This window comes from Mesorhizobium sp. WSM3868 (assembly GCF_002294785.1).
GTDB lineage: Bacteria > Pseudomonadota > Alphaproteobacteria > Rhizobiales > Rhizobiaceae > Mesorhizobium.
The window spans coordinates 1-14,776 of record NZ_NSGB01000006.1; the positions used below are offsets into that span (position 1 = coordinate 1).

Here is a 14,776-nt window from a genome sequence, read left to right on the forward strand (position 1 = left end):
CGAATCGGATGGCCGTCCGGTTCGAGGCTCAGTCGCTCTTCTCGCACAAAGTCTCCTCCGCGCAGATACAAGGGGTGCTCCAGCTTGGCGGCGCCTTAAGTCTAGACAAGAATCTAGCAGACGCGCTCGCGAGCGTCTCACTCCGCTGGAGCGCCCCTCATCCGTCTCGGCGCTGCGCGCCGATCCACCTTCTCCCACAAGGGGAGAAGGAAGAGGCGCTAGCTCACCTCCGACGTCCTTCTCCGTACGATCACACCGAACTCGTCGCTTTCACGCGCAATGCGCAGGCGCTCCTCGGCTTCGGTGGCCTCGCGCTGGCGGTCCCACATCGAGGCGTAGAGGCCCTGCTGGCGCAAGAGCGCGGCGTGGGTGCCGCGCTCGGCGATCTGGCCGTCCTTCAGCACGATGATCTCGTCGGCCGAGATCACCGTCGACAGCCGGTGGGCAATCACAAGGGTGGTGCGGCCCTTGCTGACGAGGTCCAGCGCCGCCTGGATCTCCTGCTCGGTCTGGGTGTCCAGCGCCGAGGTCGCCTCGTCCAGCATCAGGATCGGCGGGGCCTTCAGGATCGTGCGGGCGATCGCGACCCGCTGCTTCTCGCCGCCCGACAGTTTCAGGCCGCGCTCGCCGACCATCGAGCGGTAGCCGTCGGGGAGCTTTTCGATGAACGGCCCGATTTGGGCGAGCTCGGCGGCCTTGCGCACCTCCTCCTCGCTGGCGCCGATGCGGCCGTAGCGGATGTTGTAGGCGATGGTGTCGTTGAAGAGCACCGTGTCCTGCGGCACCATGCCGAGCACCGCGCGCAGGCTCTCCTGGGTGACGTCGCGGATGTCCTGGCCGTCGATCAGCACCTGGCCGCGCTGCACGTCATAGAAGCGGAACAGAAGCCTGGAGATGGTCGACTTGCCTGCGCCGGAGGGGCCGACGATGGCGACCGTCTTGCCGGCTGGCACCTCGAAGGAGACGCCCTTCAGGATCTTGCGGTTTGAATCATAGGAGAAGTGCACGTCGCGGAACTCGACCTTGCCGGCACTCACCTTCAACGGCTTGGCGTCCGGCTTGTCGACGATCTCCTGGGGCACGTCGAGAAGGTCGAACATGTGCTCGATATCGGTCAAGCCCTGGCGGATTTCGCGATAGATGAAGCCGATGAAGTTGAGCGGCACCGAAAGCTGCATCAGCATGGCGTTGATGAAGACGAAATCGCCGACCGACTGCGTGCCGGCCTGCACCTCGAGCGCCGACATGCACATGACGATGACCGTGCCGAGGCCGAAGATGAGACCCTGGCCGAAGTTAAGCCAGCCGAGCGAGGTCCAGGTCTTGGTGGCCGCGGTTTCATAACGCGCCATCGAGCGGTCGAAGCGCTCGGCTTCCATGCGCTCATTGGTGAAATATTTGACCGTCTCGAAATTCAAGAGCGAGTCGATCGCCTTGGTATTGGCGTCGGTGTCGCTTTCGTTCATGTCGCGGCGGATCGAGATGCGCCAGTCGCTGGCCTTGACCGTGAACCAGACATAGATCCACACGGTGACCGCGACCACGGCGACGTATTTCCAGCCATAGGTGTAGGCGAAAATGCCGGCCGTCAGCGCGAATTCGAGAATGGTCGGCGCCGTGTTCAGCATGACGAAGCGCACGATCGTCTCGATGCCCTTGGTGCCGCGCTCGATGATGCGCGACAGACCGCCGGTGCGGCGCTCAAGATGGAAGCGCAGCGACAGCTGGTGCATGTGGACGAAGGTGCGGAAGGCAAGCTGGCGCACCGCATATTGGCCGACGCGGGCAAACAGCGCGTCGCGCAGCTGGTTGAAGCCCAGCTGGACCAGCCTCAGCACATTATAGGCGATGACCAGCATCACCGGCGCGAGCATGAAGGCGGGCAGCGGCGGCGGCGTCTTCGAGGCGTGGGCGAGCGCATCGGTTGCCCATTTGAAGAAATAGGGGCCGGCGACCAGGGTGACCTTGGCGACGACGAGAAGCAGCGTCGCCCAGCTGACGCGGGCTCTCAAGTCGGCACGGTCGGCCGGCCACATATAGGGCCACAGATTGCGCAGTGTGGTGAGGGTGCCGGTTTCGGCGGAGACGGTCTTGTCGGCCATTTTGTTCTTAGCTTTCTTTCATGCTTTCGCCGCAGCAGGAATCGACCAGGGCCGCGAGCGACGCCGAGACCTCGGCGAGCGTAGCGCGGTCCACCGCGTAGCGTGAACGCTGGCGATCCGCCTCGAAGCGGACGAGCCCTGCTTCGACCAGGATCTTCAGATGCTGCGAAACGGTCGACTGGGCGAGATCGAGATGATCGACCACCTCGCGGCAGGAGCAGCAGCTACTGGCCGAGAGATGCTTCAGGATCTCAATGCGTGCCGGATGCGACAGCGCCGCGAACCGCGTGGCGATGCCGCGGCTGTCGAGGGCTCGGCTATTGAGGGCGCGGTTGACGGATAAGGATTCGGTCATCGTTCATCGCCGATAAACGATGGAGGATGAGAGGGCAAGCCAGGCGGATGGGTAGCACGGTAGGAAGTGTCGAACGCCGGCGGGGCAGCGCCCCTCTGCCCTGCCGGGCATCCCCACGAGGGGGATTGCGCTCTTACTCCGTCTTTGGCGCCGTCATCTGGTCACCCATGGCCTTCATGTCGGCCGGCTCGCCTTCCTTCGACTTGCCGGGGACCTTGAAGACCTGACCGGGCCAGATGCGGTCGGGATTGCGGATCTGATCCTGGTTGGCGAGATAGATGGTCGAGTAGCGCACGCCATGGCCATAGACGCGCCGCGAGATGCGCCAGAGCGTATCGTTGCGGCGGATGATGACCGCGCCATCGACGTGTTCGAGCTTCGGCGCCATGGTCTCAGGCACGTCGGCCGCAGGATTCGCTTCGGCGACCTCGGCCGACGTGTCCGCCGTCGCGGCGGGCTTGCCCGCTTCGGCGGTAGCGGTGGCCGGCGCCGCCGTCTCGGCGGGATTGGCCGCCCCGGACTTTGCCTCCGCGGGCTGGGACCCCGCACCCTGGGCGAGCTTGCTGTCGGCGGGCTTGGCTTGGTTGGGCGCGACGGCGGCAATCGACTCGCCGGGCTCGCGTTCGAACGGAACAGCGGCACGGGCGACGACCTTGACGCCGTCGTCGGCCAGGCCGTCGACATGAATGGTGTGGTTGCCGACCGGAATGTCGCGCGCCGCCTCGATCAGGAAATGGCCGTCAGGCGAAGTTTTCGCCTCGCCAAGCAGTACATCGTCGGCATAGGCGCGCACCTTGCGGCCGGGATCGGCCCTGCCCGCGACGAAGATCTTGCCGCCGTCGATCTCAACCGCCTCGACGGCGATCTTCGGTTCGTCTGCGGCGGCGTTCTGGGTCGCGGGAGCCGAAGCCTGATCCGTAGCTGCCGGTGCCGTTGCAGCCGGCGCCCCCGCCGGGGCAGACGCCGCCGGCGCGGTTGCGGCCGGGGCCTGCGCGTCCGGGGCGGCTGCCTGACCGGTGGCGGCAGGTGCCGCCGGCTTGGCCGCGGGCTGCGGAATGGTCAGCAATTCGGACGGCTTGCCGGGCTCCTCGACCATCGCCAGCACCTGGCCGGTCGGGCTCTGCGGCACCGAGACGACGGCGGTCTGCGCCGAGGCGACTGCGACGCCGCCAGCGGTCGAGCGCAGCGTGATCGTGTAGTCGCCGGGCTTCAGCGGATCGTCGAGCACAATGGCGAAGGCACCATCGGGACCGGCATCGGTCGAGCCGAGCACCGTGCCGCCGTTCAGGACTTCGACCTTGGCATTGGGCGCCGCGCTGCCGGCGACGACAATCGAGCCATTGCCTTCGACGCGCACGACATCGAAGGTTGGCAGCGTGGGTCCTGCGGCGGCCGGCGCCTGAGCGGCCGGCGCGGATTCCGCCGGGGCCGTCGCGTTGTTGGCAGGCGCCATTGCATTGTTGGCGGGCGCCATCTTGTTGGCCGGCGCCATCGTGTTGTTGGCCGGCGCCATTGTAGTGGCCGGGGCTTGCGCCTGCGGTACACGCGCCTCGGTGGAGGTGCTTGAGGATTCGGCCGGCTTCGTGCCTGCCTGCGGCAGCGACGCGACCTGCGGCGGATTCTGCTTGTTGATGTATAGGTCGAGCGCGCCCGACCCGTAGGCGACCGCCGCGACGACGGCAACGCCGCCCGCCGCGAACAAAAACGCCTTGGAAGAATTGATAGCCATAATCTTTTCTGCCCCTTAGCCACCTAACGCCGGTCTAGCGTGTTTTCACCAAGCTCACAAGAAAAAGCCCGTCCTTGGGCTTGACCGCGCCAACCGTCCCTATCACCAATCATGACATGAACACGATTCGATCCGTCTGCGTCTATTGCGGTTCGTCTCCGGGCCGCGACGAGGCCTATGTCAAGGCCGGCCACCTGCTCGGCCGCTCGCTGGCGAAGTCCGGCCTGCGCCTGATCTATGGCGGCGGCACCAAGGGAATCATGGGCGCCGTCGCAGACGGGGCACTCAAGGCCGGCGGCAAGGTGACCGGCATCATCCCGCGCTTCCTGATCAACAAGGAGGCGACCGAGAGCGCTCTCGACAAGCTCGACGAGCTGGTGATCACCGACAACATGCACGAGCGCAAGCACAGGATGTTCGAGAAATCCGACGCCTTCGTGGCGCTGCCGGGCGGCATCGGCACGGTCGAGGAGATCGTCGAGATCATGACCTGGGCGCAACTCGGCCATCACCGCAAGCCGATCGTGTTCGCCAACATCAAGGCCTTCTGGGACCCGATGCTGGCGCTCATCGAGCACATGTCGGGCGAAGGCTTCATCCACACCGCACATAGGGTGAAGCCGCTGGTGGTCAACGACCCCGAGGCAATCGTCGCCGCCATCATGGTGGCGGGCTCGTCGGTCGACGCGCCGACGGAAGGCGTGCAGGCGGTGATCGACAAAATGTAAGGTGAATGGTGAATAGTGCGGATCGCGCGAGCCGAAATCTGTCCACTGCCAGATAAGTAACTATTCGCTATTCATCATTCACCGCTCACCGTCCTCCTCAAATCCTCAATCACCGCCCTCCGGTCATTGCGCCGCCAGGCGAGATGGATTTCAACGCTGCGCTTGAACCATGGCAGGTCACGAAAGACGATGCCGGCGGGCGCAGCGCTTTGCAGGCTTTCCTGTACCGTCGCCAGGCCCAGCCCGGCGCTGACCAGGCCGAGCGAGGTCAAGGGATCGGCCGTCTCGTAGGCGATGTCGGGCACGAAACCGGCCTCCACGCAGGCCGCCAGGAACTGGGCGCGGTTGGTGTCATCGGGTTGGCGCACGACGGTGATCCAGACGCGGGCGTCAAGATGGCGGGGCCTGATGTCGCTCGCATCGACAAGCGGATCGCCTTCGGGGATCGCCAGCACCAGCGGTTCGCGCCGCACCAGCATGCTCTCGATATCCGGATCGCCTTGCGGCGTCGGCGCGTAGACGAATCCGAGGTCGAGCACGCGCTGGCGCAGATCCTCGAACTGCGCGGCCGTGCGGCGGCTTCTCAGTTGCAGATGAAAATCCGGCCGCTCGCGGCGGAATTCCCTGAGCATCGCGGCGATCAGCCCGGCATGCACCGCCCCCTCGACGTAGCCGATGGCGAGGCTGCCGGTCGCGCCGCTTGCAAGCTTCCGGCCGAGCTCCTCCAGCCGCACGGCATTGACGAGCAGAGCGCGCGCCTCGGCAAGGAAAGCCCTGCCCTCGGCGTTGAGATGGACGCGCTGCTTCGATCGCTCGAAAAGCGTGACGCCGAGTTGTTCCTCGAGCTGCATGATCTGGCGGCTCAAGGGCGACTGCGAGATATGCAGCTGCTCGGCGGCGCGGCCGACATTGCCGGCCTCGGCGACGGCAACGAAATAGCGGATCTGCCGCAGGTCAAGCATTCTGCGTCCCCATGACTCAAGTCCTTCAAGGTCTGATCTTTAGCTTAATCAGTCTTGGACAGTCTGACCAGCCGGCGCGATATCTTCCGCATCAACCGGCCACAAAGGAGACCGCCATGCAGTTCTTTGCCCTTCTCACCCGCAACACCGAAAAGTTCAGCGATAGCGATTTCGCGCCGCTGCTTCCGGGCGAAGCCGAGCAGCGGCGCACGCTCTATGCGCGAGGCGCCGTGCGCCAGGTCTGGAACCGCGGTGACATCCCCGGCAGCGGCATGATGTTCGAGGCTGCCGACGACAAGGAGGTGCGCGGCCATCTCGCCACCCTGCCGCTGGTCGAGGCCGGAATGATGGACATCGCGGCGATCGTGCCGCTCAATCCCTATCCCGGCTTCGGCCCGAAGCGTTGAGACCGGGATGAAGAGAGGTGCTGCCGCTCACCCGGCAGCACCTCTGAGCGATCAGGAAGCGACGCAAAAGGCCCGCCCGCGACGCCCCTGTATAGCGCTTGGGCAATTGCCGGGTGAGCAGGAACTGGTCGCGCCCTTCGAGGGCGCACCCGATGATGAAGCATGTTGCCAGTTCACGAAGCGACAGCCCAGATCTCACGATCAACCGCGTTGGGTGGCGTCGAGCGATATGGAGGCGCGCCGGCCTATGGGCCGAACTGTTTCGCTTCGCGCGGTCGAACAACCCAAGGTCGCTGTGCCCGATCACTCCGCCGGCGCCACTCGCAGCGTCGGTCTACGGGCGCTGAGCCGGTCGAGATAGAGATAGACGACCGGCGTGGTGTAGAGCGTGAGAAGCTGCGAGACGATGAGGCCGCCGACGATCGCGATGCCGAGCGGCTGGCGCAGCTCCGCCCCAGTGCCGGTCTCGAGCGCCAACGGCAAGGCGCCGAGCAAAGCTGCGAAGGTCGTCATCATGATCGGCCGGAAGCGCTGGAGGCTCGCCTTGTGGATGGCTTCTCGCGGCGCAAGCCCTTCCTGGCGCTCGGCCTGCAAGGCCATGTCGATCATCATGATGGCGTTCTTCTTGACGATGCCGATCAACAGGATGATGCCGATCAGCGAGATCACGTCGAATTCCATGCCGGTGACGACGAGCGCGAGCAGCGCGCCGATGCCGGCCGAGGGCAGCGTCGACAGGATGGTGATCGGGTGCACGTAGCTTTCGTAGAGCACGCCGAGCACGACATAGATCGTGGCGAGCGCGGCAGCGATCAGCAGGAGCTCGTTGAGCAGGTTGGAGCGGAAGGCGAGTGCCGTGCCGGCAAGCGAGCCGTGGATCGACACCGGCATCTTCAGCTCCGCCATGGCGCGGTCGATTGCTGCCGAGGCGTCGCCGAGCGTGGCGCCATCGGCAAGGTTGAACGAGATCGTCGTGGCGACGAAGTGGCCCTGGTGGTTGACCGAAAGCGGCGTGGTCGCCGGACCGTAGGTGCTGAAGGCGGCGAGCGGCACCATGGTCTCGGCCGAGGTGCTGACGGCGGCGCCGCTCGAGGCGCTGCCGTGGCCGGTGACGGCGATCGCATTGGTTGCCTGATTCTGCAGCGAGCCCGACAGGCTGCCGGCCAGTGCGTTGGTCTTCTGCGTGCCGCTCGCCGCCGCGCCCGAGGTGCTGACATAGATGCCGTTGAGCGCGCTCGGATCCTGCAGATAGCGCGGCGCGACTTCCATCACCACGTGATATTGGTTGCGGGCGTTGAAGATGGTCGACACCTGGCGCTGGCCGAAGGCGTCGTAAAGCGTGTTGTCGATGCTCGCCGGCGTCAGGCCGAGCCGGGCCGCGCTCTCGCGGTCGACGGTGATGTTGGTTTCGAGCCCGGCCTCGTCGCGGTCCGAATTGACGTCGGTTAGCTCCGGCGCCTGTTTCAGCAATTCGACGAGTTTCGGCGCCCATTCGTCGAGGTCCGCGGTCGTATCGGCCTGCAGCGTGTATTGATAGGTGGCGAGGCTTTGGCGGCCGCCGACCCTGATCTCCTGGCGCGGGTTGAGGAAGAGCTGCGCGCCGGGCAATTGCCTGAGCTGCGCGCGCAGCCGCCCCAACACCGCTTGCAGCGGCGCTCGATCGCCCTTCGGCTTCAGGTTGACATAGACGAAGCCGGAGTTGGTCTGGCGGCCGCCGATGTAGCCGACGACGTTCGCCACCGCCGGGTCGCTCTTCAGGATCGTCTCCAGCCGCTCGAATTTCTGCCGCATCAATTGGAAGGAAATGGCCTGGTCGGCGCGCAGGCCGCCGATCAGCTCGCCGGTGTCCTGCTGTGGGAAGAAGCCCTTCGGCACGATCGTATAGAGGTAGACGTTGAGCGCGACGGCCGCGATCAGGAGGATGAGCATCACCTCGGCATTGTCGAGCGACCAGGCGAGCGAGCGGCCGTAGCCGGCGCGGACGCGCTCGAAGACGCTTTTGCCGAAGCGGGCGAGGATGGAACGGCGCTCCGACCGGACTGCACCCGCGCGCAAAAAATGTGCGCACATCATCGGCGTCACCGTCAGCGACAGCACCAGCGAAATGGCGATCGCCAGCGACAAGGTCATGGCGAATTCCTGGAACAGGCGGCCGAGTATGCCACCCATCAAAAGGATCGGCAGGAACACGGCGACGAGAGAAGCGCTCATCGACAGCACGGTGAAGCCGACCTCTTGAGCGCCGACCAGCGCCGCCCGGCCGCGCGGCATGCCGTCCTCGATGTGGCGCATGATGTTTTCCAGCACCACGATGGCGTCGTCGACGACGAAGCCGGTGGCGATGGTGAGCGCCATCAAGGACAGATTGTCGAGCGTGTAGCCGAGCAGGTACATCGCCCCGAAGGTGCCGAGGATCGAGACGACCAGCGCCACGCTCGGGATCAGCGCCGCGCGCCAGTCGCGCAAAAAGCAGAACACCACGAAGACGACCAGCAGCACCGCCAGCACCAGCGTCAGCTCGGTGTCGCGCAGCGAGCCGCGGATGGTGAGGCTGCTGTCCGACGCGATGCTGAGGCGCGCATCCGCCGGCACCGAACCCTGCAGTGTCGGGATCAGCGCGCGCACGCGGTCGACCGTGTCGATGATGTTGGCGTTGGGCTCGCGATAGAGCACCAAAAGCACGGCCGGCACGCCATTGGCGAGGCCGAGATTGCGCACGTCCTCGACCGAGTCCTCGACATCTGCGATGTCGGCGAGGCGCACCGCCGCACTGTTGCGCCAAGCGATCACCAGGTCGCGATAGTCGGCGGCATGGCTCGCCTGGTCGTTGGTGTAGAGCTGGTAGCGGAGCGCGCCGTCCTCCTCGAAGCCCTTCGGACTGCGGGCATTGGCCGAGGCAAGTGCGGCGCGCACATCCTCCAGGCCGATGCCGTAATGGAACAGCGCGCCTGGATTGAGCTCCACCCGAACGGCGGGCAGCGACGAGCCGCCGAGATCGACATTGCCGACGCCCTCGACCTGGGAGAGGCGCTGCTGGAGCACGGTCGCGGCGGCATCGTAGAGCTGACCGGGTGTGAGTGTGCGCGAGGTCAGCGCCAGGATCATCACCGGCGCGTCGGCGGGATTGTATTTGCGGTAGGTCGGGTTGCTGCGCAGATCGGACGGGAGGTCGGCGCGCGCGGCGTTGATGGCGGCTTGAACGTCGCGCGCGGCGCCGTTGATGTCGCGATCGAGGTCGAATTGCAGCACAACATTGGTCGAGCCGGTGCCGGAGCGCGACGTCATCTCGGAAACCCCGGCGATCTGGCCGAGATGGCGTTCGAGCGGCGCCGCGACATCGGTCGACATCGTGTCGGGGCTGGCGCCTGGCATCGAGGCCTGCACCGAGATGGTCGGGAAATCCACCTTGGGCAGCGGCGCGACGGGAAGATTGACGTATGCGATCAGGCCCGCCGCCGCCAATCCGATGGCCAGCAGCGTCGTGGCGACCGGCCTAGCGATGAAGGGCGCGGAGAGGTTCACGGCGTGAGCCCGCCGGCCGGCGCTCTCGCTTCACGCGCCCCCGACCGCGTCAGTCTATCGAAGGCAAGGTAGATCACCGGCGTGGTGAAGAGCGTCAGCACCTGGCTGACGATCAGCCCGCCAACGATGGTGATGCCGAGCGGCTGGTGCAATTCCGAGCCGGCAAGGCCGCCGAGCAGGAGCGGAAGCGCCCCGAACAGCGCGGCCATCGTCGTCATCAGGATGGGCCGCAACCGCAGCAAGCAGGCTTCGTAAATCGCCTCGCGTGGGTCCAGCCCCTGCAGGCGCTCGGCCTGCAGGGCGAAGTCGATCATCATGATGGCGTTCTTCTTGACGATGCCGACCAAGAGCACGATGCCGATGATGCCGATCACGTCGAGATCGTGGCCGGCGAGCATCAGCGCCACCAGCGCGCCCACGGTTGCCGAGGGCAGCGTCGAGAGGATCGTCAGCGGGTGGATGAAGCTCTCATAAAGCACGCCAAGCACGACATAGACGGTGGCGACTGCCGCGAGCACCAGCAGCAGCTCGTTGGAGAGCGAGCTTTGCAAGGCAAGCGCGGCGCCCTGGAAGCCGGTGACCAGGCCGGCGGGCGGCTGCATGTCATGTTCCGCCTTGCTGATCGCCGCGGTGGCGTCGCCGAGCGACACGCCCGGGGCGAGGTTGAAGGAGATGGTCGCGGCCGGGAACTGGGCAAGGTGGTTCACCAGCAGCGGCGCCTGCCGGACACTGATATTGGCGATCGCCGATAGCGGCACCTGGCCGGAACCGGAGGACGGCAGGTAGATCGAGCCCAGCGAAGCCGGCGTCTGTCCCACCGAGGGGTCGGCTTCAATGATGACGCGGTATTCGTTCGACTGGGTGAAGATGGTCGAGATGATGCGCTGGCCGAAGGCATCGTAGAGCGCGTTGTCGACGGTCGCTGGCGTAATCCCGAAGCGTGCCGCCGTCGCTCGGTCGATGGTGATGTCGACCGCAAGCCCGCTCTGCTGGCTGTCGCTGGCGACATCGGCGAGTTCGGGAAGTGCCGCCAGCCTATCGGTGAGCTTCGAAGTCCAGGTCGCCAGCTCGGCCGGATCCGAATCCTGCAGAACGTATTGGTACTGCGACGCGCTGGAGGTGGAGTCCACGCTCAGGTCCTGCACCGGCTGCATGTGCAGCGCGATGCCGGTCACGACGTCGGTCTCCCGAGCCAGCCGCCGGATGATCGCGCTGGCATCGGCCGCGCGCTCGTCGCGTGGCTTGAGATTGATCAGCATGTGGCCACTGTTGGCGGTCATGTTCTGGCCGTCGACGCCGATGAAGGACGACAGGCTCGCGACATCCGGGTCCTTCAGGATGACATCGGCGAGCGCCTGCTGGTGCGCTGCCATGTCGGCGTAGGAGGCCGAGCCCGCGGCCTCGGTGATCGCCGAAATCGCGCCGGTGTCCTGAACCGGGAAGAAGCCTTTCGGGATGACAACATAGAGATAGACGGTGAGCGCAAGCGTGGCTGCGGCGACCAGCAGCGTCAGCGCCTGACGGTCGAGCACCCACCGCAAGGCGGCGGCATAGCCATTCGCGACAGCGTCGAAGCCGGCCTCGGCGCCGCGCGCCAGCGCGCCCTGCCTGCGTTCGGACGGCGGCTTGAGGAGCCTGGCGCACATCATCGGCACCAGCGTCAGCGAGACGATGGCCGAAATGACGATGGCGATCGCAAGCGTGATGGCGAATTCGTGGAACAGGCGGCCGACGACGTCGCCCATGAACAGAAGCGGGATCAGCACCGCGATCAGCGAGACGGTGAGCGAGATGATGGTGAAGCCGATCTGGGCCGAGCCTTCGAGCGCGGCGGTGACCGGATCGTCGCCATGCTCGATGAAACGCGAGATGTTTTCGATCATGACGATGGCGTCGTCGATGACGAAGCCGGAGGCGATGGTCAGCGCCATCAGCGACAGATTGTCGAGGCTGAAGCCCCAAAGATACATGACCGCGAACGTGCCGATCAGCGACAGCGGCACCGACAGGCTCGGAATGATCGTCGCCGGAATGTTGCGCAGGAACAGGAAGGTGACGAGCACGACCAGAAGCGCCGCCGTCGCCAGCTCGAACTCGACGTCATGGACTGAGGCACGGATGGTGGTCGTGCGGTCGGTCAGCGGCTCGACGGTGACCGCCGCCGGCAGGCCGGCGCGAAGCTGTGGCAGCAGCGCCTTCACCGAGTCGACGACGCGGATGACGTTGGCGCCGGGCTGGCGCTGGATGTTGAGCAGGATCGCCGGCGAGCGGTTTTCCCAAGCGCCCAGCTTCGAGTTCTCCGGCCCCTCTATGATATCGGCGACCTCGCCCAGCCTGACCGGCGCCCCGTTGCGGTAAGCGACGACCATATCCGCATAGGTCTTGGGGTCGCTGATCTGGTCGTTGGCGTTGATGGTGTAGGAACGGGCCGGCCCGTCGAAGCTGCCTTTCGGCGTGTTGACGTTGAGCGTGCCGATGGTGGTGCGCAGATCGTCGATGTTGAGCCCCATGGCGGCCAGCGCCTTGAGCTTTACGCGGATGCGCACGGCCGGCCGCTCGCCGCCCGAGATGCTGACCAGCCCGACGCCCGGAAGCTGCGAGATCTTTTGCGCCAGCCGCGTCTCGGCATAGTTCTCGACTTCGGTCAGCGGCAGCGTCTTCGAGGTGATCGCCAGCGTCAGGATCGGCGCGTCGGCCGGATTCACCTTGGCGTAGATCGGCGGCGCCGGCAGGTCGGCGGGCAGAAGGTTGCCGGCCGCGTTGATCGCCGCCTGAACCTCCTGCTCGGCAATATCCAGGCTGAGGTCGAGGCTGAAGCGCAGCGTGATGACCGAGGCGCCGGCCGAACTCCCCGACGACATCTGCTCCAGACCCGGCATCTGGCCGAACTGGCGCTCCAGGGGCGCCGTGACTGAAGTCGTCATCACGTCCGGGCTGGCGCCGGGATAGAAGGTCTGCACCTGGATCGTCGGGTAGTCGACCTCAGGCAAGGCCGAGAGCGGCAGGAAGAGATAGGCGATCATGCCGACCACCAGGATGGTCGCCATGATCAGCGTGGTGGCCACCGGCCGCAGGATGAAAGGCCGCGACGGGTTCAGCCAACCGGAGACGAGACCGCTTGGCGTGCTCATTGGGCTTCGCCGCTGTCGCCACCATTTCCGCTGCTGCCGCTATTACCGTTGCCGTCGCGACGATGGTGGCGGTGGTGCTTGCGGCCGGCATCGCCCGATGCGTCCGCGCCGCCGCCTGCCGAGCCTTGGCCCTGGCCGCCCGACAATGCGGGCGCGTTGCCGGGGCCGACGGCAGACGTATTGCTGGTCGCGGCGGCCGGCGCACCGGCGGCCGCGCTGCCCCTACCCGCGGCTTTTGGCTGCGCGGGAGATCCAGCGCCGGCGGTCGGCGCGGCGCTGTTGTCAGGCACGGTCACCTTGGCGCCGTCCTTCAGCCGGTCGACGCCATCGACGACCACCTTGGCGCCCGGCGGAAGGCCCGACAGCAATTGCGTCACCGAGGCGTCGCCCGGGCCAAGGGAAACGGTCTTCACCGAGACGGTGCTGTCGTCGTTGAGCTGATAGACGAAAGTGCCTGGAGCGCCGTGCTGGATGGCCGCGTTGGGCAGCACCGTCACGCCGGTCAGGGTGCGCACCAGGAGATGCACGTTGACGAACTGGTTGGGATAAAGCCCGCCGTCGGCGTTAGCAAACACGGCGCGCAGCTTCACGGTGCCGGTGGTCGGATCGATCTGGTTGTCGATCGTCTGCAGGGTGCCTTCGGCGATCTGCTTGGTGTCGTTGCGGTCGAACAAGGTGGCCTTGAGCCCCGCATTGCCATGCGTCTGTTCCAGCACTTCGGCGAGGGTGTCTTCCGGCAGCGAAAACAGCACCGAAATCGGCTGCATCTCGGTGATCACCGCAATGCCGGTGCTGTCGGAAGGCGTGACGTAATTGCCCTGATCGACCTGCCTGAGGCCGATGCGGCCGTCGGCAGGTGCAACGATATGGCTGTTGGCGATATTGACCTCGACGGCCTCGATCTGCGCCTGGTCGGACATGACCGTGCCCTCGTCGGATTGCACGGTCGCGCGCTGCAGGTCGACCGCCTGCTGCGTGATGGCGTTGGAGGTCAGCTTCAGATCGCGGTCGAGGTCGAGCCTGGCATCGCTCAGCAGCGCCTGATCGTGCTTCAATTGCCCCTGCAGCTGATGCAGCGAGGCTTGAAGAGTGCGGTCGTCGACCTGGGCAAGAAAATCGCCTTTCTTCACCATCTCCCCTTCGGTGAAGGCGATCGCGGTGATCTGCCCGCTGACCTGCGGGCGCACCGTCACCGTCGACAGTGAGGTGACCGTGCCCAGCGCCTCCAGCGTGATCGGGATGTCGGCCTGCGTCACCGAGGCGACGGCGACCGGCTGCGCGCCGAGATCGCCGCCCCGGAAGCGCCCGCCGCCGCGCGCGCCTTGCTGGTGCACCGGTGCTGGATGCAGCCAGAAGGCGACGCCCGCTCCAGCCGCCACCAGCAGCAGCGCGACCATCCAGCCGCGGCGCCGGCGACGCACGACCACCGGCTTGATGTCCGTCATCGGCTCACGGAGCGGCTGTAGCCGGCTGGCGACTTCGTCGTCCACTTTGTCACCTATCCATCGAACCGGAAGCGGCCAGGTCGAAAGCGGCCAGGTCGACCACGTCCTTGGCCAGCGTCACAGGCCCAAGAAGCAGTCCGGCCGGGAACATAACGCCGGAACCCGGCCGTGCAATTGCGCGCGACATTAAATTCCCGTAAGAATTGAATGGGTTAGGTTGAAGACCACACTCAAAAATGCATGCCCGGGGCGGGCTGTTCGGGGACGTGCCCCCATCGCGTGGGAGTGACCGGCCGCGCCGCACCGGCCAATGATGACAAGGCTTTAAGGGGTGAATCCGGCCCGTGCGGCGGACCACCTTTCGAAGGCCGGACGTCGTTCCCGTCCCGGCGGCA

At 65.9% G+C, this 14,776-nt stretch carries 10 protein-coding genes; 2 read left to right on the forward strand and 8 right to left on the reverse strand.

Translation table 11 applies throughout. From position 1 onward, the window contains the following. Window positions 1-218 precede the first annotated feature (218 nt). From CK221_RS11630 to CK221_RS11640, 3 genes are all read right to left on the reverse strand, one after another. The gene (locus CK221_RS11630; protein ID WP_095777821.1) at window positions 219-2,102 is read right to left on the reverse strand and encodes an ABC transporter ATP-binding protein/permease; all 1,884 of its coding nucleotides are present in this window, start codon (window positions 2,100-2,102) and stop codon (window positions 219-221) included. Window positions 2,103-2,109: 7 nt separating this feature from the next. Continuing rightward, entirely contained in the window at window positions 2,110-2,457 is a 348-nt protein-coding gene (locus CK221_RS11635) for a metalloregulator ArsR/SmtB family transcription factor (RefSeq protein WP_067321203.1), read from the reverse strand. A gap of 133 nt (window positions 2,458-2,590) precedes the next feature. Beyond that, window positions 2,591-4,186: a LysM peptidoglycan-binding domain-containing protein gene (locus tag CK221_RS11640; protein ID WP_095777822.1), complete on the reverse strand. Its 1,596-nt coding sequence runs from the start codon at window positions 4,184-4,186 to the stop codon at window positions 2,591-2,593. 116 nt (window positions 4,187-4,302) lie between these two features. On the opposite strand from CK221_RS11640, the gene CK221_RS11645 reads away from it, so the two are divergent. Beyond that, entirely contained in the window at window positions 4,303-4,914 is a 612-nt protein-coding gene (locus CK221_RS11645; RefSeq protein ID WP_095777823.1) for a TIGR00730 family Rossman fold protein, read from the forward strand. 74 nt (window positions 4,915-4,988) lie between these two features. On the opposite strand, the gene CK221_RS11650 is transcribed toward CK221_RS11645, so the two are convergent. After that, the gene (locus tag CK221_RS11650) at window positions 4,989-5,876 is read right to left on the reverse strand and encodes a LysR substrate-binding domain-containing protein (protein ID WP_095777824.1); all 888 of its coding nucleotides are present in this window, start codon (window positions 5,874-5,876) and stop codon (window positions 4,989-4,991) included. A 116-nt stretch (window positions 5,877-5,992) separates the two neighbouring features. On the opposite strand from CK221_RS11650, the gene CK221_RS11655 reads away from it, so the two are divergent. Next, complete coding sequence (locus CK221_RS11655) at window positions 5,993-6,283, forward strand: muconolactone Delta-isomerase family protein (protein ID WP_095777825.1); 291 nt, start codon at window positions 5,993-5,995, stop codon at window positions 6,281-6,283. Window positions 6,284-6,586: 303 nt separating this feature from the next. On the opposite strand, the gene CK221_RS11660 is transcribed toward CK221_RS11655, so the two are convergent. From CK221_RS11660 to CK221_RS30220, 4 genes are read right to left on the reverse strand one after another with little or no spacing between them, the layout of a single operon-like run. Further along, a complete protein-coding gene (locus tag CK221_RS11660; protein WP_095777826.1) occupies window positions 6,587-9,805 on the reverse strand; it encodes an efflux RND transporter permease subunit in 3,219 nt (1,072 codons plus the stop codon). Further along, complete coding sequence (locus CK221_RS11665; RefSeq protein ID WP_095778009.1) at window positions 9,802-12,903, reverse strand: multidrug efflux RND transporter permease subunit; 3,102 nt, start codon at window positions 12,901-12,903, stop codon at window positions 9,802-9,804. Before CK221_RS11665 ends, CK221_RS11660 begins: the two co-directional genes overlap by 4 nt. A gap of 29 nt (window positions 12,904-12,932) precedes the next feature. Then, window positions 12,933-14,426, reverse strand: a complete 1,494-nt coding sequence (locus CK221_RS11670) for an efflux RND transporter periplasmic adaptor subunit (RefSeq protein WP_245418611.1) — start codon at window positions 14,424-14,426, stop codon at window positions 12,933-12,935. Window positions 14,427-14,430: 4 nt separating this feature from the next. Beyond that, a complete protein-coding gene (locus CK221_RS30220) occupies window positions 14,431-14,568 on the reverse strand; it encodes a hypothetical protein (protein ID WP_170950228.1) in 138 nt (45 codons plus the stop codon). Window positions 14,569-14,776: the final 208 nt, after the last annotated feature.